This is a genomic window from Kocuria oxytropis, from assembly GCF_040981195.1.
Taxonomy (GTDB): Bacteria; Actinomycetota; Actinomycetes; order Actinomycetales; family Micrococcaceae; genus Kocuria; species Kocuria oxytropis.
In genome coordinates, this window is record NZ_JAVFXA010000004.1 from 194,702 (window position 1) to 214,013 (window position 19,312).

At 74.8% G+C, this 19,312-nt stretch carries 13 protein-coding genes; 4 read left to right on the forward strand and 9 right to left on the reverse strand.

What is annotated here, in order from left to right; translation table 11 throughout:
• Positions 1-32: 32 nt before the first annotated feature.
• Positions 33-332 (reverse strand): DUF4193 domain-containing protein, encoded by a 300-nt coding sequence (locus QYM41_RS06155; RefSeq protein ID WP_368798858.1) that lies wholly within the window; start codon positions 330-332, stop codon positions 33-35.
• Between the two features lie 301 nt (positions 333-633).
• Here QYM41_RS06155 and sepH point away from each other — a divergent pair, with 301 nt between their 5' ends.
• Both sepH and QYM41_RS06165 read left to right on the forward strand, forming a co-directional pair.
• The gene (sepH, locus tag QYM41_RS06160) at positions 634-2,196 is read left to right on the forward strand and encodes a septation protein SepH (RefSeq protein WP_368798859.1); all 1,563 of its coding nucleotides are present in this window, start codon (positions 634-636) and stop codon (positions 2,194-2,196) included.
• A 158-nt stretch (positions 2,197-2,354) separates the two neighbouring features.
• The gene (locus QYM41_RS06165) at positions 2,355-3,125 is read left to right on the forward strand and encodes a hypothetical protein (protein ID WP_368798860.1); all 771 of its coding nucleotides are present in this window, start codon (positions 2,355-2,357) and stop codon (positions 3,123-3,125) included.
• 209 nt (positions 3,126-3,334) lie between these two features.
• Here the strand turns inward: QYM41_RS06165 and QYM41_RS06170 are convergent, their stop codons facing one another.
• From QYM41_RS06170 to QYM41_RS06185, 4 genes are read right to left on the reverse strand one after another with little or no spacing between them, the layout of a single operon-like run.
• A complete protein-coding gene (locus QYM41_RS06170; RefSeq protein WP_368798861.1) occupies positions 3,335-4,510 on the reverse strand; it encodes an alkaline phosphatase family protein in 1,176 nt (391 codons plus the stop codon).
• A complete protein-coding gene (locus QYM41_RS06175; RefSeq protein WP_368798862.1) occupies positions 4,507-5,217 on the reverse strand; it encodes a DUF5998 family protein in 711 nt (236 codons plus the stop codon). The genes QYM41_RS06170 and QYM41_RS06175 overlap by 4 nt, the downstream gene beginning before the upstream one ends.
• A gap of 46 nt (positions 5,218-5,263) precedes the next feature.
• Positions 5,264-6,895: a serine/threonine-protein kinase gene (locus tag QYM41_RS06180; RefSeq protein WP_368798863.1), complete on the reverse strand. Its 1,632-nt coding sequence runs from the start codon at positions 6,893-6,895 to the stop codon at positions 5,264-5,266.
• Positions 6,896-6,910: 15 nt separating this feature from the next.
• On the reverse strand, positions 6,911-9,607 hold the full coding sequence (locus QYM41_RS06185) for a bifunctional acetate--CoA ligase family protein/GNAT family N-acetyltransferase (RefSeq protein ID WP_368798864.1): 2,697 nt from the start codon (positions 9,605-9,607) through the stop codon (positions 6,911-6,913).
• Positions 9,608-9,734: 127 nt separating this feature from the next.
• Here QYM41_RS06185 and QYM41_RS06190 point away from each other — a divergent pair, with 127 nt between their 5' ends.
• Positions 9,735-12,230 carry a DNA gyrase/topoisomerase IV subunit A gene (locus tag QYM41_RS06190; protein WP_368798865.1) on the forward strand — a complete coding sequence of 832 codons (2,496 nt, stop codon included), beginning with the start codon at positions 9,735-9,737 and terminating at the stop codon, positions 12,228-12,230.
• Positions 12,231-12,233: 3 nt separating this feature from the next.
• On the opposite strand, the gene QYM41_RS06195 is transcribed toward QYM41_RS06190, so the two are convergent.
• Both QYM41_RS06195 and QYM41_RS06200 read right to left on the reverse strand, forming a co-directional pair.
• On the reverse strand, positions 12,234-13,286 hold the full coding sequence (locus tag QYM41_RS06195; RefSeq protein ID WP_368798866.1) for a malate dehydrogenase: 1,053 nt from the start codon (positions 13,284-13,286) through the stop codon (positions 12,234-12,236).
• Between the two features lie 115 nt (positions 13,287-13,401).
• A complete protein-coding gene (locus tag QYM41_RS06200; protein ID WP_368798867.1) occupies positions 13,402-15,510 on the reverse strand; it encodes a DNA gyrase/topoisomerase IV subunit B in 2,109 nt (702 codons plus the stop codon).
• A 254-nt stretch (positions 15,511-15,764) separates the two neighbouring features.
• On the opposite strand from QYM41_RS06200, the gene QYM41_RS06205 reads away from it, so the two are divergent.
• Positions 15,765-15,965, forward strand: coding sequence for a DUF7455 domain-containing protein (locus QYM41_RS06205; RefSeq protein ID WP_017834164.1), 201 nt, complete (start codon positions 15,765-15,767; stop codon positions 15,963-15,965).
• Between the two features lie 230 nt (positions 15,966-16,195).
• Here the strand turns inward: QYM41_RS06205 and QYM41_RS06210 are convergent, their stop codons facing one another.
• Positions 16,196-17,704, reverse strand: a complete 1,509-nt coding sequence (locus QYM41_RS06210; RefSeq protein WP_368798868.1) for an RNA polymerase sigma factor — start codon at positions 17,702-17,704, stop codon at positions 16,196-16,198.
• 187 nt (positions 17,705-17,891) lie between these two features.
• A complete protein-coding gene (locus QYM41_RS06215) occupies positions 17,892-19,286 on the reverse strand; it encodes a DUF4192 family protein (RefSeq protein ID WP_368798869.1) in 1,395 nt (464 codons plus the stop codon).
• Positions 19,287-19,312 lie beyond the last annotated feature (26 nt).

Consider the following 19,312-nt stretch of genomic DNA (forward strand, 5'->3'; position numbering starts at 1 on the left):
CGTGGGCGGGGCCGGCTCCTGCCCTCCGGGGCTCAGCCCACGCACTCGATGCAGTACGTGACGCCGTTCTTCTGCTCGGCGATCTGGGAGCGGTGCCGCACCAGGAAGCACGACCCGCACGTGAACTCGTCGTCCTGGGCCGGGAGCACGACCACGGAGAGCTCCTCGTGGGAGAGGTCCGCCCCCGGCAGCTCGAAGCTCTCCGCCGCGGCCGCCTCGTCCTCGTCCACGCTGCCGGACTGGGGGTCGCTGCGACGCGTCTGCAGCTCCTCGATCGAGTCCTCCTTGAGCTCGTCGTCCTGCTTGCGCGGCGCGTCGTAGTCAGTGGCCATGTCCGGTCTTCGCTCCCATTGCAGGTCCGCGGGCGGGCTCGGGCACGGCGCTGGGCCGCCCCCCGGGCTCTGTGTCGCGTAGATTGTTCACCATCCGGGGGCAAAAATCCAACCGTGCCCCGGCCCGCGGCCACGCGGCGCGGACCGCCCCCGGGGCGTCTCCGGCCGGGGCGGTCCGACGGCCAGTAGGATTGGGGCGCGGGACCGGGCCGGCACGCCGGCCGCGACCGACGGACCCGCCCCGCAGCGCCCGCTCGACGACCCCGAGCGCACCCGAGAACCATCCCGGAGGATTGACAGCATGGAGCAGTTGCGCCTGGCAGGTGTGCACGACGACGGTGAGCACCTGGTCGTCGAGGACGAGGCAGGCACCCGCCACCTGTTGCGGATCGACCAGGAGCTGCGCCTGGCCGTCCAGCGCGCCCGGCGGATCCCGGACGCCCGCCGGCGCGGCTCCGGCCAGTTCGGTCCCCGCGAGATCCAGGCCCGCTTCCGGGCGGGGGCCACGGTCGAGGAGATCGTGGCCGAGAGCGGCTGGGAGTCCGCCCGGGTCCGCCGCTACGAGTGGCCGATCCTCGCCGAGCGCGCCCACGTCGCCGCCGAGGCGCAGAAGGTCGAGATCGAGGACCGCTCCGCCCACCGCGGCTACCACTCCGTCTTCGAGGGCGAGCCGCTGACACTGGGCCGCGCCGTCGCCCACCGCGCCGGGGACCTCGGGGTGGACCCGTCCTCCCTGGAGTGGGACTCCTGGCAGCGCGAGGACCACCTGTGGGCGGTGGTCGCCCGGTTCACGGTGGTCGACCCCTCGTCCGCGCCGGAGCACGACGAACCGCTGGCCGAGTGGCTCTACAACCCCGCGAACCAGAGCGTGCGCCCGGCGAACCCGTGGGCGGAGTCCCTCACCGAGCCCGGTCCCCCGGACACGCCCCTCGGCACGGGCCTCGGCGTCCTCGACGGCGGGCTGGACCCGGAGCTCACGCAGCTGCGCCGCTCGGCCGTCGAGGCCGATGACCTGCTCGACGTCCTGCAGGCCCGCCGGGGACAGCGCATCGGCGAGGACGTCGAGGGCGACGACGCCCTCGCCGAGCTGCTGGGCCGCGGCATGGGCCACGTGGAGCGCCGGCCCCGTCCGCTCGCCGCGCCCGAGGACAGCTCCGTCTTCGACCGGCCCTTCCAGCCCGCCACGCACTTCGAGGACACCGCGGCCGCGCCGGCCGCGGACTCCCCCGCCCGGACGGACGAGCAGCACCAGGCCGCACCGGCCGCGGGCTCGGCCGGCGAGCCTGCCGGACGGTCCACGTCGCCGGAGCGCGCGGCGGCCGGCGGCCGCCGCGGCGACCCGGACCCGGGGCGCCCCGGTGCCGTGGCCGGGCCGGACGCCGGGCGCGGCACGGACTCCCCCCGTGCGGCCTCCTCCCGCACCGAGGACCGAGGCGCTGAGGACCGGATCGCTGAGGACCGGGGAGCCACGACCTCCGGTCCCGGGAACCTGCGCACCGAGGATTCCGGCACCGAGGGGTCTGGCACGGGGGATTCCGGTGCCGAGGGCTCCAGCACGGAGGAATCCACCGCTGGCGACCACGGGACCACCGGGCCCCAGGGCACCCGGTCGGAGGGCGCCCGGTCCGAGGATGCCGGGAGCCGGGACGCCGCGGCGGGTGCACGGGTGGAGCGGGGCCCGGCCGGCCGGGACGCCACCGCCTCCCGCGAGGACTCCGGCGACCGCGCGCCCGAGGACCGCACCGTCGAGGAGGACGCGCCCGAACGGCCCCGTCCGCGCAACCGGACCGCCAAGGCCCGGCGGTCCACGCGATCCTCGGTGCCCAGCTGGGACGAGATCGTCTTCGGCAGCTCCTCCGACTGAGCCCGGCGGGGCCGGTGCGCGCCGTCCGGCCGCCCCGGCCCCGCCCGGGTTAGAGTGCACGCAGCAGGGGACGGCTCCGCGCCGTCACCCCGGGTCCGCGCGCTCCCCCAGCCGGTGCGCGGCCCGGACGGACGACACCACGTCAGGGGCGGCACGACATGGGCAATTCCATCCAGGACGATCTCTTCGGGGACGACCAGCGGGACGCCGGCGACCCCGCCCGGGACCCCGGGTCCCCCGGCGCCGCGGGCACCCCGACCGCGGCGGAGGGTCCGGCCGAGCTCGTCCGGGGCTCCGGTCCGGGACGGTTCGTGGCCGGGCTCGTCCTGGGCGCGGTCGTGCTCGTGGTCCTGGCCGGTGTCGGAGCGCTCTACCTTGGCAGCGTGGGCCGCGACCTCTTCGGCGCCGGGCGGGAGGCCGAGTTCGTCCCCGCCCCGTCGATGACCCGGTCGCCGTCCGCCACGCCCTCGCCCACACCGTCCAGGTCGCGCACGCCCACACCCACACCGAGCCCGTCGGCGGAGCGGCCCGCCCCGCCGCCCGCTCCCGAGCCGGTGGCTCCGCCGGCGCCCGTCGTGCCTGCCCCGGCGCCGCCCGCTCCCGAGCCGGTCGCCCCCGCACCCGTGGTCCCCGCCCCTGTCCCGCCGCAGCCCGTGGTGCCCGCACCGGCCCCCGCTCCGCCGGCACCGGCGCAGCCCGCACCCGTCCCGTCCGAGGCCCCGGCGGACGAGGCACCCGCGGACGAGGCCCCGGCGGACGAGGACGGGCCCGAGGAGGGCGCCCCCGCCCCGGAGGACGAGGCGGGCGCGGACCAGGGGGACCCGGCCGCAGAGGACGAGCTCGCGGGTCCGGCCGCCGCCGAGCCGGCGACCGGCGCCGGGACAGGCACGGGGACCGGCGCCGCGGAGGACGACCCGGCGACCCCCTGAGCGCGGCACGGGGCCACGGCGGCGCCCGGACCCGGCCGCGCCCCCGTCCGGTGCGCGCGGGGCTCCGGTGCGCGCGGCTCCGGTGCGCGGGGCGGAATACGGCGTGCCGGGGCGGCGCACGGATCCGGAGGCGGACCCGGCGTGCCGGCACGGCGTGCGGAACCGGCGTGCCGGAGCGGCGTGCGGACCCGCTGCGCCCGGCGCCGCGCTCAGGCCAGGCGCAGCAGGGGGACCTCCCGCTCGGCGCGGGTGAGCGAGCCGTGCTGGCCCACCATGGACAGCACGCTGGGCCGCAGCCGGCCCATGTCGAACAGCGCCAGCGGCTCCCGGCCCAGCACGAGCAGATCGCCGATGCGTCCGCGCACCGCCTCCCGCACGAGTGCCGGCGGACCGAAGTAGCCGGCCTCGAGGGCCGCCTCCCGGGAGAGCAGCCACACCCGGGACCCGAACTGCTCCCGCCACGCGGCCACGAGCGCCCGGACGTCCTGCGCCGTGGCGTCCTGCTCCAGGTGCAGCTGCACCGTCCGGGGCTCACCGGCCGTGTGCCGGACGCCGTCCAGCAGGCCGGGCAGCGCGGAGACGTCGACCCGCGCGTCGCGCGGGACGTCCACCATGCCGTGGTCGCCGGTCACGAGCACGGTGGTGCCCGCGGGCACGCGGGCCACCAACCGGCGCAGGGACGCGTCGAGCTCCTCGAGCTGCGCCGTCCACTCCCAGGACTCCCAGCCCCGGGCGTGTCCCGTGCGGTCGAGCTCGTCCCAGTAGAAGTACATGAGGGTCTCGCGGCCCGCGGCGAGCTGGTCGAGCGCGGCGCTGACGCGCGCCGCCGGCCCCTCCGCGGCCACGAACCGGCTCCCGCGCAGGGCGGCCTCGGTGAGCCCGGACCCGGCGAAGCGCTGCCGGCTGACCGTGACCACGTCCACGTGCGCGGCGGCGCGCTCGAACACCGTGGGCAGCGGCTGCCAGGACCGCGGGTCCACGGCCGCGTCCCAGCCGCCGAGCTGGTTCACGACCCGGTCCCGGGCGGGGTCCAGCACGTCGTAGCCCACCAGGCCGTGCGCGCCAGGGGCGGCGCCCGTGCCGACGGACGCCAGCGAGGCCGCCGTCGTCGTGGGGAACGCCGCGTCCAGGGTGGCCAGGTTCCGGGCGGCGGCCAGGCCGGGGGCGTGCCCGGCCCGGGCGCGCAGCTGGGCGCGGCCCAGCCCGTCCACCATGACGACGACGACCCGCCGGGCCGCGGGCAGTCCCAGCACGTCCCGGAACCCCGGCACGCCCAGGGACGCCGCGGCCGAGGACATCACCTCGGCGACCGAACGGCTGCCGTAGCGCGGCGGGCGGGGCAGGTCACCGGGCAGCCCGGGCAGGACCTCCTGCACCGCCGTCATCGGGCGGCGCCGCCGTCCCGGCCGGTGAACCGGTCGGTGAACCGGGTGCGCGGCGTGGCGGCGGCCGGGCGCCGCGGGGCGGGGGTGCGGCCGTGGGCCGGCTGGGCGATCTGTGCGCCGTCGGTCAGCGGGGAGAGATTAGCCCGGCGCAGCGTGCGCGCGAACTCCCGGGCGCCCTCCACAGCGGTCGGGCCGTCGGCCTCCGCGCTGATCCGCAGCACGATGTCCTCCCGGGCGGCCGTCCCGGTGTAGCCGTGGTCCGCCTGGCACTGGGGGTCCTCGCACAGCGCCGGTGCCAGGTCCACGTGCAGGGTGCCGGTCCACGCGATGGCGAGCGTCACCTCGGAGATGGGGCTGTCCGGCCGGTAGTTGGCCGGCTGGTAGTACGAGTAGCTGAGCGTCACCGAGCGGATCTGGGAGATCCCCACCGTCTCGGTGGAGACGCGGGCCACCACGTCCCGGCCGCTCTCGTCGAACTCCTCGTCGTCCACGTGCGTCACGTGGAGCACGTCCTCGGCGAGCACGAGCACGGTGGTGTGGCGGTGCACCTCCGTGCGGTCGATGTGGGTCTCCAGCTGCACGAGGTGGGAGACCGGCGACCGGCCGTCGAGGGAGTCCTGGACCACGTCGATCACCAGCTGCGGATAGAAGCCGGCCTTGTTGATGTCCTCGACCAGCCGCTGGCCGCGCTCACCTGAATACGTCATGGGGGACATTTTCCCCCACGGGCGTGCCCTCGCCCAACACGGGCCGTCAGGGCACGCGGAAGTAGCAGCGCTGCTCCCCGCCGCCCTGGTCCTCGCAGACGCGTTCGAGCACCACGGGGCTCTCCTCCGGCGAGGGACCGGGCGTCGGGTTCACCCCGGGGGTTCCGTCCGCCCCGCGGGTCACCGTGGGGGTCGCCCCCGGGGCCGGCACCCGGTCCGCGGAGCCCAGGGGGTCGAGCAGCAGATAGCCGCTGAGCAGGGCCGTCATCCCCACCAGGGCCACGAACACCCCCGTCACGGCGCTGCGGCGGCGGCGCCGGCCTCGCTGAGGGGCCGGCGCCGCCGTCGGCCGGCGCCCGGGAGGCCGGCGCCCCGTGCGGTCCGGGACGGGATCCGGACCGGCCCCGCGGGCGGGCCCGTTCGTCCCGCCCCCTTCCCCGCCCGACCCACCGGCGCCCGACGCGTCCGCGCCCGACGCGTCCGGCACGGGCCCGCGGGGACCCGGCCGGGCGCCGCCCGGCACCGGTCCGGCCGGTGTCCCGTGCCCGGACGCCGCGGCGCCGCCCGCGCCGGTCGCGCCGGTGCCGGTTGTTCCGGCGGTGGCCGTTCCGGGGCCGGTCGTTCCGGCGGTGACCGTTCCGGGGCCGACCGTTCCCGTGGCGTCCACGGGGGTGCCCGCGGTCCTGCTCCGGTCACCCCCGTCACCGGTGTCCACGGTGTCGGGGCCGTCCGGGAACGGGTCTCCCGCGGGGGATCCCACCGGCGAGGCGGCCGTGCCGGTGGTCCCGTCCGTGCCGTCCCCCCCGGTCAGCACCCGCTCGGCCCAGGGCTCGGGCAGCGGCTCGAGGACGTCGAAGATCTCGAACGGCTCCCCGTCCCGCGTGCGGGCCGGGTCGAAGTGCCGGCCCGCCGCGCCCGCGGTGAGCTCGTGCAGCACGGCCACGGCCGCGTCGCGGCGCTGGGCCGGATCCGGGGTGAGCAGCGCCGCGAGGTGCTCCGCGAGGTCGCCCTGCTCCCCCACCACCGCCCGCGCGTCCTTGGGCCCGAGACTCTCCTGCGGCTCCAGCGAGGGGTCCAGCATGCGCAGGGCGGTGATCCCCGCCGCGTAGAGGTCCTGGGCGGGGTTCGGGTCGGTGAGCTCGTAGGCCTCCGGGGGCAGGTAGCCGGGCGTGCCCACCACCGTGCCCGTCCGGGTCAGCCGGGCGTCCTGGACGCGCACGGCGATGCCGAAGTCGGAGAGGAAGATGTGGGGCCGGCCCGTCCCGGTGCTGTCCAGCATGAGGTTGCCCGGCTTCACGTCCCGGTGCACCCAGCCCTGGGCGTGCACGAACTGCAGCGCCTGGAGCAGCTGCGCCAGGACCTCCTCCGTCAGCTCCACGGAGGCCGCCCCGTTGTCCAGCAGCGCGGACTCCAGGGTCCCGCCGTGGACGAGCGGCATCGCGATGACCACGTGCGCGTCCTCCGCGGCCCACCCGTACGGGGCGAGCACGTGCGGGTGCTCCAGCTTCACCGACTGCTCCCGCGCGAAGCGCAGCAGGTCCGCGGAGTCCCGCTGGCGCAGCACCTTGGCCGCGCACAGCTGCTGGAGCCGTCCGTCCCAGGCCCGCCAGACCGACCCGCTGCCACCGCGGGCGATGGGGTCGATGAGGGTGTACCGACCGGCTATGGTGTCCGCCACGAGGTCCGGGCCCGCCTAGCTGCGCATGGCCCGGCGCGCGCTGTCCGTCCGCTGCCGGGCGTTGCCGATCCCGACCGAGGCCCCGAGCACGGTCAGGGAGCCGCTGGAGACGAGCACCGGGTTCAGCTCCACGCGGGCGATCTCGGGGTGCCGGTCCTTGAGCAGCGCCACCCGCGAGACGAGGTCCTCGAGCCGGTCGACGTCCGCGGCCGGGACCCCCTGGTGGCCGAAGAGCTTGCGGGAGGCCTTGGGCTCGCGGACCATCCGCCGCACGTCCTGGTCGGTGAGCGGCGGGACCCGGTGGGCCCAGTCCTCGAGCAGGTTCACCGCGTCCCCGGCCATCCCGAACGAGAGCACCGGCCCGATGAGCGGGTCCTCGATGGCCCGGAGCACCACGGCCTGGCCGGTGGGCGCCATGGCCTGCACCTCGAGGTCGAAGGTGCCGAAGGGGGCGAGCGCCCGGTGCATGGTGGTGATGGCCGTGCGCAGCTGCGCGTCGTCCTGGATGTTGAGCTGCACGCCGCCCAGGTCCAGGCGGTGCCGGAGGTTGGGGTCCGTGGTCTTCAGCGCCACCGGGTAGCCGAGCCGCTCGGCGGCGGCCGGCGCGTCGTCGGGGTCCGTGAAGCGCTCGCTGGGCAGCAGCCCGATGCCGTAGGTCTCGAGCAGCTCCCGCGTCCGGTCCGCGTCCAGCTCGAGCAGCTCGTCGCCGGTGATCCGGGGCAGCACCGTCTCCACGAAGGTCTCGGCCGCCTCCGCGTCGATGCCCTTCGGGTCGGGCAGACGGCCCTGGTCCTGGGCGCGCCACCGGGTGTAGTCCACGACCTTGGCGAGCGCGCGCAGGGCCGCCCCCGGGGAGTCGAAGCAGGGCACGTCCAGGCCGTCCCCGGCGTGGTGCACGGCCGAGACCGCCCCCGGCTCGGTGCTGCCCGTGAAGACGACCACCACGGTCTTGCCGTGCTCCCGGCCCACCCGGCCCACGAGCTCGGCCACGCCCTGCGGCGTGGTGTCCGGGACGGGCATCAGCGTGACCACGGCGGTGTCGACGGACTCCGCGCCGAGGCAGCTGTCGACGGCCGCCCGCAGCGCCTCCAGGGCGTCCTCCCCGCCGTCCGCGGTCCGCACCCCGGCCTGGGTGACCGCGACGTCCAGCCCCAGCTGCATGCAGCGGTCCTCCATGAGCTGGCCCAGCGCCAGCGCGTTGGACACGAGGGCCGTGCGGGCGCCCGCGGGCAGGGGCTGGGCGGAGAGGATCCCGGCCACGTCCATGAGGTGCTCGCTCGTGTCGGCGCGGATCACCCCGGCCTGCCGGAACATGGCGTCCAGGGCCCCCGGAGGGGCCTGCGTGGTGCGGCCCGTGTGCCCGGGAGGCAGCCGCAGCCCGGTCACCTCGCTCTTGGCCACGATCACGGGCTTGTTCAGGGACAGCCGGCGGGCGATGCGGGAGAACTTGCGCGGGTTGCCCACGGACTGCAGGTACAGCCCGCACGCGCGGGTCGCGGCGTCGTCCTCCCAGTACTGCATCATGTCGTTGCCGGAGACGTCGGCCCGGTTGCCGGCGGACAGGTAGGTGGACACCCCCACGTCGTGGCGCAGGGCGGCGGCGTTGAGCATCATGCCGATGGCCCCCGACTGGCTGAACAGGCCCAGGGGTCCCTCCCGGGGGACCTCGGGCAGGATCGAGGCGTTGAAGCGGGTCTCCGGGGCGGTGCTGTAGATGCCGAGGCTCGCCGGGCCGACCACGCGCATCCCGTGGGAGCGGGCCCGGCGCACGAGCTCGGTCTGCCGGGCCCGGCCCTCGGCGCCGGCCTCGGCGTAGCCGCCCGTGACCACCACCACCGCGCGCACGCCGGCGGCGCCGCACTGGTCCACGACGTCGGCGACCTGGTCCACGGGCACGGCGATCACGGCGAGGTCCACGGGGTCGGCGAGCGCCCCGATCGAGGTCGCGTGGGTCATGCCCTCCCGCTCGAACGGCGTGGGGCTGATCCCGCTGAGCCGCCCGGCGAACCCGGAGGCGATCAGGTGCTCGACCACGGCGTGCCCGGCGTGGCCGGGGTCCCGGGACGCCCCGATCACGGCGATGGAGGACGGGGAGAGGAGGTCGGCCATGGACAGCGCCTCGGCCCGGTGCTCCCGGGCGGCCATCACGGCCAGCGAGCGCTCCGTCGGGTCGATGTCGAAGCCCACCACCACCACGCCGTCGTCGAACTTGCGGGTCAGCTCGTAGCCGGCCTCGGCGAACACGCGGAGCATCTTGCGGTTCTCGGGCAGGACCTCGGCGGAGAAGTGGTCGATCCCGTTCTCCCGCGCGGCGGCGGCGAGGTGCTCGAGCAGGATCGAGCCGATCCCCCGCCCCTGGTGGGCGTCGGAGATCATGAACGCGACCTCGGCGTCGTGCGGGTCGTCCGTGCGGTCGTAGCGGCCGACGCCGATGATCTGCTCGCCCAGCAGCAGCACGAAGCACACCCGGTCCCGGTGGTCCACGCGGGTGAACCGGTCGAGCTCGCGCGGGGAGAGGGTCGGCTTGTAGGAGAAGAAGCGCAGGTAGATCGAGTTCTCGGACTGGGACCGGTGGAAGGCCAGCAGTCCGTCCCGGTCCTCCGGGGAGATCGGGCGCAGCTGCGCCGTGGCGCCGTCGCGCAGGATCACGTCGGCCTCCCAGTACTCGGGGTACTGCCCGGCGACGTCCGTGTCCGCGGTCTCTGGAACCATAGACTTCAGGCTAGTAGACAAACCCGCACCGTCAACGGTGCACACCGGTGCGTCCCCCGGCGACCTCGGACACCGAGACGCCGGGACCGGCCCCGACCCGCCCACGACCGAAGGACCCCCCGCTGTGATGGCACGCCGCCGTGCGCCCTCCCGCCCGTCCGCCGAGGACGAGCTGCCCGCCGACTTCCGGGAGAACATCGTCGACATCGACGTGACCTCCGAGATGGAGACGAGCTTCCTGGAGTACTCGTACTCCGTGATCTACTCCCGGGCCCTGCCCGACGCCCGGGACGGGCTCAAGCCCGTGCAGCGCCGCATCCTGTTCATGATGAACCAGATGGGCCTGCGCCCCGACCGCGGCCACGTCAAGAGCGCCCGCGTGGTGGGCGAGGTGATGGGCAAGCTGCATCCCCACGGCGACTCCGCGATCTACGACGCCATGGTGCGCCTCGCCCAGTCCTTCGCGATGCGCCTGCCGCTGGTGGACGGGCACGGCAACTTCGGCTCCCTCGACGACGGGCCGGCCGCCTCCCGCTACACGGAGGCGCGGATGGCCCCCGCCGCGCTGGCGCTCACGGCCGACCTCGACGAGGACGTCGTCGACTTCGTGCCCAACTACGACAACCAGTTCACCCAGCCGGGCGTGCTGCCCGCGGCGTTCCCCAACCTGCTGGTCAACGGCTCCTCCGGCATCGCGGTGGGCATGGCCACGAACATGGCCCCGCACAACCTGCGGGAGGTCGTGGCGGGCGCCCGCCACCTCGTGGAGCACCCCGAGGCCACGCTCGAGGACCTCATGCGCTTCGTCCCCGGCCCGGACCTGCCCTCGGGCGGGCGGATCGTGGGCCTGGACGGGATCCGGGACGCGTACCGGACCGGGCGGGGCTCCTTCAAGACCCGGGCGAAGGTCTCCGTGGAGCAGGTCTCCCCGCGCAAGCAGGGCATCGTGGTCACGCAGCTGCCCTACATGGTGGGCCCGGAGAAGGTCACCGAGAAGATCAAGGAGGCGGTGCAGGCCAAGAAGCTGCAGGGCGTCTCCGACGTCGTGGACCTCACCGACCGCAAGAACGGCCTGCGGCTCGTGATCGAGGTCAAGAACGGCTTCAACCCGCAGGCCGTGCTCCAGCAGCTGTACAAGCACACGCCCATGGAGGACTCCTTCGGGATCAACAACGTGGCGCTGGTGGACGGGCGGCCCCGCACCATGGGCCTGCTCGAGCTGCTGCGGGTCTACGTGGAGCACCGGCTGTCGGTGGTCCGGCGGCGCACCGGATTCCGCCTCGGCAGACGGCGCGACCGCCTGCACCTGGTCGAGGGCCTGCTCGTGGCCATCGTCGACATCGACGAGGTCATCCAGATCATCCGCTCGTCCGACGAGACCGCGGTGGCCCGGGAGCGGCTCATGGCCGTGTACGACCTCAGCCGCGTGCAGGCCGACCACATCCTCGAGCTGCGGCTGCGCCAGCTGACCAAGTACTCGCGGATCGAGCTCGAGAAGGAGCAGGAGGAGCTGCGCCGGGAGATCGCCGAGCTCGAGGAGATCCTCGCCTCGGACTCCCGGCTGCGGGCGCTGGTCTCCGCGGAGCTCGCGGAGATCGCCGAGGTCCACGGCGACGACCGGCGCACCGAGCTGCTCGAGTCGGAGGCCCTCCCGGCCGCGATCGCCGCGGCGGCGCCCGCACCCGGGAAGGCCGCGGCGGGCGGGCTGTCGCTCGAGATCGCCGACGACCCGTGCTGGGTCTTCCTCTCCACCTCCGGCCAGCTCGCCCGCACGCCCTCCCAGGCCCCGCTGGTGGACCCGCCGCGGCGGATCAAGCACGACGCCCTCGCCTCCGCGGTGCGCGCCACCGCCCGGGGGGAGATCGGGGCGGTCACCTCGACCGGGCGCATGCTGCGCGTCCAGGTGATGGACGTGCCCGTCCTGACCGCCTTCGAGGGCACCCCGAAGCTGGGCGACGGCGTCCCGGTCAAGGACTTCCTGACCCTCGGCCGCGGGGAGCGGCTCGTGGGGCTCGCTCCGCTGAACGCGGTGCTGGCCCTGGGCACGCGCAACGGGGTGGTCAAGCGCGTCAGCCCGGAGTACCCGCTCAACCGGGAGGAGTGGGAGGTGATCACGCTCAAGGACGGCGACGAGGTGGTCGGTCTCGCCGAGTCCGCCGCCGAGGACTCGCTGGTGTTCGTGACCCGCGAGGGCAAGCTGCTGCACTTCGAGGCCGGGTCCGTGCGGCCCCAGGGACGCACGGCCGGCGGCGTGGCGGGGATCAAGCTGGTCCCCGGGGACGCCGTGGCGTTCTTCGGGGCCGTGCGCGCCGCGGACGAGACCCCCGTGGTGGTGACCCTGGCGCGCGCGGAGGAGGTGCTGCCGGGCATGTCGCAGTACTCGGTGAAGGTCACCCCCTTCTCGGAGTACCCGCCCAAGGGACGGGCCACCGGCGGGGTGCGCGCGCACCGCTTCCTCAAGGGGGAGACCGGACTGGCCCTGGCCTGGGCGGGTCACGGGCCCGCCAAGGCGGTCTCCGCCTCGGGCGTGGCCCGGGCCCTGCCCACCGAGCACGGCCGCCGGGACGGCTCCGGGGTGCCCACCGACCAGGTGATCGACGCCGTGGGCCCCGCCTACGGCTGAGCCTCAGCGGCGGGGCCCGAGCAGTCCCAGCTGCGCCACGGCCTCCCGCTCCTCCTCGAGCTCCCGGACCGAGCGGTCGATGCGGGTGCGCGAGAACTCGTCGAGCTCCAGACCCGGGACGACCGTCGCGCGCCCGTCCCGGCAGACGACCGGGAAGGAGCTGACGAGCCCCTCCGGCACGCCGTAGGAGCCGTCGGAGGGCACCGCCATGGAGGTCCACGCGCCCGCCGGGGTGCCCAGCGCCCAGTCCCGGACGTGGCACAGGGCGGCGTGCGCCGCCGAGGCCACGGAGGAGCCGCCGCGCACGTCGATGATCTCCGCGCCGCGGCGGGCGACCCGGGGGATGAAGGAGCCGTCCACCCAGTCCGGTCCCTGCCCCTGCCCGGCCAGCACCTCGAGGGCGGGCCGGCCCCCGACCGTGGCGTGGGTCAGGTCGGGGTACTGGCTCGCGGAGTGGTTGCCCCAGATCGCCACCCCCTCGATCTCGTCGACGCGCGCCCCGGTGGCCGCGGCCAGCTGGGCGACGGCGCGGTGGTGGTCGAGCCGGGTCAGGGCGGTGAACCGCTCGCGCGGCACGTCCGGGGCGTGGGAGGCCGCGATGTACGCGTTCGTGTTGGCGGGATTGCCGACCACGACGGCCCGGAAGTCCTCGGCGGCCCCGCGGTTGGCCGCACGGCCCTGGACCGAGAAGATCCCCGCGTTGGCCTCGAGCAGGTCCGCGCGCTCCATCCCCTGGGAGCGGGGCCTGGCCCCGATGAGCAGTCCCACCGAGGCGCCCTCGAAGGCCGCGTCCGCGTCCTCGAAGACCTCCACCCCGTCGAGCAGCGGGAACGCCCCGTCCTGCAGCTCGAGGGCGGTGCCCTCCGCGGCCCGCCGCGCCTGCGGCAGCTCCAGCAGGTGCAGCCGGACGGGGGTGCCGGGCCCCAGGAGGTCCCCCGCCGCGGCCCGGAAGACGGTGGCGTAGCCGATCTGGCCGGCGGCGCCGGTCACGGTGACCGTGACCGGCCGGGGCCGGCCGGGTGCGGGGGGCGGGGTGTGCTGGCCGGTGGCGGTCATGCGGGGTCCTTCCTGGGCGGGGTCGGCTCGTCCCTGCCCAGCGTAGTGGCCGGGCCGGCGGCCCGGCCGGACCGCCCTCCGGCACGCGTCCCGGAATCCATCCCGGAATCAGGACTCAGGCGTCGATGCGCTCCTGGTCGAGCTGCGTGGCGCCCTCGATGATGAAGTCCTTGCGGGGGGCCACCTCGGAACCCATGAGCAGGGAGAACGCGTGCTCGGCCGCCTCGGCGTCCTCGACGCGGATCCGGCGCAGCATCCGGTGCCGGACGTCCATGGTGGTCTCCGCGAGCTGGTCCGCGTCCATCTCGCCCAGTCCCTTGTAGCGCTGGATGGGCTCCTTGTAGCGCCGTCCCTCCGCCTCGAGCCGGGCGAGCAGGTCCGCGAGCTCGCGCTCGGAGTACGTGTAGACCATCTCGTTGGCCTTGCCGCCCGCGTTGACGATCTCCACCCGGTGCAGCGGCGGCACCGCCGCGTAGACCCGGCCGGCCTCCACGAGGGGACGCATGTAGCGGTAGAACAGCGTGAGCAGCAGGGTCCGGATGTGCGCGCCGTCGACGTCGGCGTCCGTCATCATGATGACCTTGCCGTAGCGGGCCGCGGCGAGGTCGAAGGTGCGCCCCGAACCCGCCCCGATGACCTGGATGAGCGCGGCGCACTCCGTGTTCGCGAGCATGTCCGTGATGGACGCCTTCTGCACGTTGAGGATCTTGCCGCGGATCGGCAGCAGGGCCTGGTAGTTCGAGGACCGGGCCAGCCGTGCCGTGCCGAGGGCGGAGTCGCCCTCCACGATGAACAGCTCCGAGCGCTCCACGTCGTTCGAGCGGCACTCGACGAGCTTGGCCGGCATCGAGGAGGTCTCGAGGGCGTTCTTGCGCCGCTGGGTCTCCTTGTGCACCCGCGCGGAGATCCGCGACTTCATCTCCGCCACGACCTTCTCCAGCAGCTGCCCGGCCTGCTGCTTGTCGTGGCGGCCGGTGGACGAGAGCTTGGCGGTCAGCTCCTTCTCGACCACCCGGCTCACGATCTGGCGCACGGCCGGGGTGCCCAGGACCTCCTTGGTCTGGCCCTCGAACTGCGGCTCCGCCAGCCGCACCGTGAGCACGGCCGTGAGGCCCGCGAGGACGTCGTCCTTCTCCACCTTGTCGCTGCCGGCCTTGAGCTTGCGTGCGTTCGCCTCGATCTGCTTCCGGAACGTCTTCAGCAGGGCCGCCTCGAAACCGGCCAGGTGGGTGCCGCCCTTGGGCGTGGCGATGATGTTCACGAACGAGCGCACGGACGTGTCGTAGCCGATGCCCCAGCGCAGGGCGACGTCGACCTCGCACGTGCGGTCCAGCGCCGTGAGCTTCGAGCGGCCGTTCTCGTCGAGGACCGGCACGTTCTCGGTGAACCGGCCCTCCCCCTGGAAGCGCCACACGTCGGTGACCGAGCTGTCCGCGGCGAGGTACTCCACGAACTCGGAGATCCCGCCGTCGTGCTGGAACACCTCCTCGTGGGTGCCGAACTCCCCCGGTGTGCCGGGCAGGCCGCGCTGGTCGCGCACGGTGATCCGCAGCCCCGGGATCAGGAACGAGGTCTGGCGGGCACGCTTGGCGAGCTCCTCGTAGCTGAACCGGGCGTCCGCCGTGAAGATCTGCTCGTCGGCCCAGTACCGGATCCGGGTGCCCGTGACCCCGCGCTTGGCCTTGCCGACGACGTCGAGCACCGAGCCCTCCACGAACGGCTCGAAGCGGGCGTGCGGCGACGGCCGGCCCTGGTCCACGAAGCGCCCCGGCTCCCCGTGGCGGAAGGACATCTGGTAGGTCTTGCCGCCGCGGTCCACCTGGACGTCCAGGCGGGCGGAGAGCGCGTTGACCACGGAGGCGCCCACGCCGTGCAGTCCCCCGGACGCGCTGTAGGAGCCGCCGCCGAACTTCCCGCCCGCGTGCAGCTTCGTGAAGACGACCTCCACGCCGGTCAGCCCGGTGCGCGGCTCGAGGTCGATGGGGATGCCCCGGCCGTCGTCGTGCACCTCCACGGCCCCGTCCGCGTGCAGGACCACCGTGATCTGGTGGCCGAAACCGGCGAGCGCTTCGTCCACGGAGTTGTCGATGATCTCCCACATGCAGTGCATGAGGCCGCGGGAGTCGGTGGAGCCGATGTACATGCCCGGCCGCTTCCGGACGGCTTCGAGGCCCTCGAGGACGGAGAGGTGGTGGGCGTTGTACTCGGAACGGGACGGTGTCACGGGGATACGACTCCTGGGGGACGGCGGGATTCCCCACCACTGTAGTCGGGGCGGCCGACACGGCGGCGCCGGACGCCGGTCCCCCGCCCGGCGCCGGGACCTACGCCCGGGGCGAAAATCGGTCCCGGCCGGAATCGAATGTCCGACAGGCGTGGTTGTATAGATCAGTACCCCGATGCGTCCACGAGAGCCCGGGTACCCGCACCGGCGGCCCCGTGCCCCGTGCACCGCGTACGACACAGGAGGAGGATCCCGTGAACGCAACATTGGAGAGCCGAGAACTCAATGCGACCGACCGCTGCGACGCGTGCGGCGCCCAGGCCTACGTCCGAGTGATCCTCGAGTCGACGGGCGGTGAGCTGCTCTTCTGCGCGCACCACGCGCGCAAGAACGAGCAGAAGCTGCGGCCGCTGGCCGCCACCTGGCAGGACGAGACCGAGCGCATCGGTTCCTGACCCCCGCACGTCCGCGACGGGCGCTCGATCGCCCGCGACGGGCCGTCGATGCAGGAGGGCCCCGGCACGTGCCGGGGCCCTCCTGCATGTCCGGCCACCGCGGCCCGGCAACGGCTCGGCCGGGACCGCCACCTGGGCGGACCACCGCGCGGGGACCGGGTCACGGGCGGGACGAACGGACCCCGTGCCCGGACGGTGTCCGGGCACGGGGTCCGCGGTGCGGCCGGGCGTCAGTCCAGGTAGTCGCGCAGCACCTGGGAGCGGGACGGGTGGCGCAGCTTGGACATCGTCTTGGACTCTATCTGCCGGATGCGCTCACGGGTCACGCCGTAGACCTTGCCGATCTCGTCGAGGGTCTTGGGCTGGCCGTCGGTCAGGCCGAAGCGCATCGCCACGACCCCGGCCTCCCGCTCGGAGAGGGTGTCCAGGACCGAGTGGAGCTGCTCCTGCAGGAGCGTGAAGCTCACGGCGTCCGCGGGGACCACCGCCTCCGAGTCCTCGATGAGGTCGCCGAACTCCGAGTCCCCGTCCTCGCCCAGCGGGGTGTGCAGGGAGATCGGCTCCCGGCCGTACTTCTGGACCTCGACGACCTTTTCGGGCGTCATGTCGAGCTCGTTGGCGAGCTCCTCCGGGGTGGGCTCCCGGCCCAGGTCCTGGAGCATCTGGCGCTGGACGCGGGCGAGCTTGTTGATGACCTCGACCATGTGCACCGGGATGCGGATGGTGCGGGCCTGGTCCGCCATGGCGCGGGTGATGGCCTGGCGGATCCACCACGTGGCGTACGTGGAGAACTTGAAGCCCTTGGTGTAGTCGAACTTCTCGACCGCGCGGATCAGACCGAGGTTGCCCTCCTGGATGAGGTCCAGGAACAGCATGCCGCGACCGGTGTACCGCTTGGCCAGCGAGACGACCAGGCGCAGGTTGGCCTCGAGCAGGTGGTTCTTGGCCCGCTTGCCGTCGTGGATGACCCAGCGCAGCTCCTTGCGGGTCTGCGGGTCCAGGGAGTCCTTCCCGTCGGCGAGCTTGTGCTCGGCGTACAGTCCCGCCTCGATCCGCAGCGCCAGGTCCACCTCCTGCTCGGCGTTCAGCAGCGCGACCTTGCCGATCTGCTTGAGGTAGTCCTTGACCGGGTCGGCGGTGGCCCCGGCGGAGACGACCTGCTGCGCGGGGGCGTCGTCGTCGTCGTTCGCGGTGATCACGAAGCCGGAGGTCTTCTCGTCCTTGGCCGCGGGCGCGGCGGCAGGGTCCTCCGGCGCGGCCTCCTCGACGTCCTCGTCCTCGGCCGTCTCGGGCTCGACCACCCCGGCCTCGTCGGTCAGGGAGGCGTCGATGTCGGTGTCGTCGGTGACGACGACGTCCTCATCGGCCACCCCGGTGACGTCCGGGGCGTCCTCGGTGGCGGGGGCCGCGGACTTCTGGCGGCCCGTGGCCTTCGGGGCGGCGGGCGCCTTGCTCGCGGCGGTCCGGGTCGCGGCCGACTTGCCGGCCGTGGACTTCGTCGGGGCGGCCGTGGCCGCGCTCCGGGAGGCGCCGGGCCGCGCGGCCGTGGACTTCGTCGCCGTGGACTTCGTCGCCGTGGTCTTCTTCGCGGCCACGGTCTTCTTCGCAGCGGTCGACTTCGCAGCGGCGGTCTTCGCCCGCGGCGACGCGCCCGTGGTGCCGGACGGCGACCGAGCGTCCCCGGTGTCCGGGGCCTCGGCGGCGGTGTCCGTCGTCTTCTTGCTGGCGGCAGGTGACACTGAGAGCCTTTCGTTGAGCGGTCACGGCGCCCGCCCTCGGGGCAACACGCCTATGACCCTGTCAAGTCCGTGCTCCGGGCAGTGTCCGGCGCGGCGGGCTTGAAGGGTCCTGAGAGCCGGAACGACAGGTGCCCCGGATTTGTTCCCGCCCCGGGGCACGGACCCGGAAAAGCCCGGAATCGACGGCTCAGCCGTGCCAGGCGGTGGCCCTGTCCCGGGCCCACAGCGGCACCGGCCGGGCCTCGGCCAGGCGCAGCACGCGCAGCGCCGGCAGATGGCCGGGGACCAGGTCCGTGGCCCGGCGCACGAAGTGCGCGGTGTGGGAGCCGCGCGCCCGGAAGCGGTTGAGCTGGGCCAGTTCGACGAGCACGCCGGAGAGCACCGTGCGCCCCCGCGCCTCCTCGGCCGGGTCCGACGAGGGGCCGGACGCGGGGTCCGGTGCGTGTTTCCGGGCGGCCCCCGGGGAGGGACCGGTGCCCGGCTCCAGCAGCCAGTCGAGCACCTGCAGCACCTGGTAGAGGGCGTCCAGGGTCCCCCAGTGCGGGGCCTGGGGCCACTCGCCGGCGAGCACGCGCGAGAGCCGGACGAACTCCCCGGCATCGGCCGCGGGCGGCACGGTATGCCCGGATGCTGCGCCGGGTCCGTCGGACGGTGCCGCCGGGGGCACCGGAGGCAGACCCGGGGGCACCGGCGCGCGGGTGGGCCCGAGCGGGACGCCCTCGGCCGTCGCCTCCGCGTCGTCGACGTCGTCGCACAGCTCGGCCCACATCGCGGCGGCCGCCAGAGTGCCGCGGAGGTCGTCGGTGGCGCACGCCACGAGGAGCAGGTCGGCGAGCACGGGGTCCGTGACGCTCGCGGCCAGGAGGCCGAGCACGTCGTCCTCGTGGCCGAGCACGGCCGGCACCGGATCCGCCGGCGAGTCCCGGACCGTGGCGAGGACCTCCGCCCAGACGGACAGCACGGGCCCGAGGCGCTCGAGGTGGTGCCAGGCCCCCGCCCGCGCCCAGCGGGCCGCGGCGCCCCGGGTGGCCCGCACGGTGCCGGCGGGCAGCGCCCCGTACTCGTGCTCCATGGCCAGGCGCGGGGCCGGCGCGTAGGAGCTGCCCGAGGCCACGAGCGCGGCGTTGACGGCGCTGTGCTCGATGGCGGCCACGTCCTGGACGTCGGCCGGGCCCTCGGCCGGCCACCAGCGGTCGCCGGCCACCACCCAGCGCCCCGCCACCGCGCGGCCGGCCCGCCGCGCGGCCTCCGCCACGAGCTCGAGCGCCCCCGCCACGTCCTCCGAGGCCGGCGGGTCCCCGGCGGAGGAGGACGTGTAGACGATCACGAACACCCGGTCGCTCAGGGTGTCGTGGCCGACGAGCTCGGCGAGCTCCCCGACGTAGCCCTGCCGGAGGCGGTCGTCGTCCGTGCCGGCCGGCAGGTCCACGCGCACGCAGGCCCCTGCCGTGCGGCCCCCGGCGGCGAACAGGACGACGGAGTCGGTGGGCCAGTAGCCGAGGGTGTGGGGCACGACCGCGAGCAGGTCGGCCGCGCAGCGGACGACGGGGACGAAGGGATCTCGGACGGGACGCTGTCTCATGGGCCCAGCGTGGGCCCTCGCGGCGC

Excerpts from the sequence above, each read along its gene's own strand:
- QYM41_RS06175 (WP_368798862.1), bottom strand. The coding sequence starts at position 5,217 with ATGACGTATTCAGGTGAGCGCGGCCAGCGGCTGGTCGAGGACATCAAC.
- QYM41_RS06215 (WP_368798869.1), bottom strand. The coding sequence starts at position 19,286 with ATGAGACAGCGTCCCGTCCGAGATCCCTTCGTCCCCGTCGTCCGCTGC.
- QYM41_RS06155 (WP_368798858.1), bottom strand. The coding sequence starts at position 332 with ATGGCCACTGACTACGACGCGCCGCGCAAGCAGGACGACGAGCTCAAG.
- QYM41_RS06170 (WP_368798861.1), bottom strand. The coding sequence starts at position 4,510 with ATGACGGCGGTGCAGGAGGTCCTGCCCGGGCTGCCCGGTGACCTGCCC.
- sepH (WP_368798859.1), top strand. The coding sequence starts at position 634 with ATGGAGCAGTTGCGCCTGGCAGGTGTGCACGACGACGGTGAGCACCTG.
- QYM41_RS06165 (WP_368798860.1), top strand. The coding sequence starts at position 2,355 with ATGGGCAATTCCATCCAGGACGATCTCTTCGGGGACGACCAGCGGGAC.
- QYM41_RS06185 (WP_368798864.1), bottom strand. The coding sequence starts at position 9,607 with ATGGTTCCAGAGACCGCGGACACGGACGTCGCCGGGCAGTACCCCGAG.
- QYM41_RS06195 (WP_368798866.1), bottom strand. The coding sequence starts at position 13,286 with ATGACCGCCACCGGCCAGCACACCCCGCCCCCCGCACCCGGCCGGCCC.
- QYM41_RS06190 (WP_368798865.1), top strand. The coding sequence starts at position 9,735 with ATGGCACGCCGCCGTGCGCCCTCCCGCCCGTCCGCCGAGGACGAGCTG.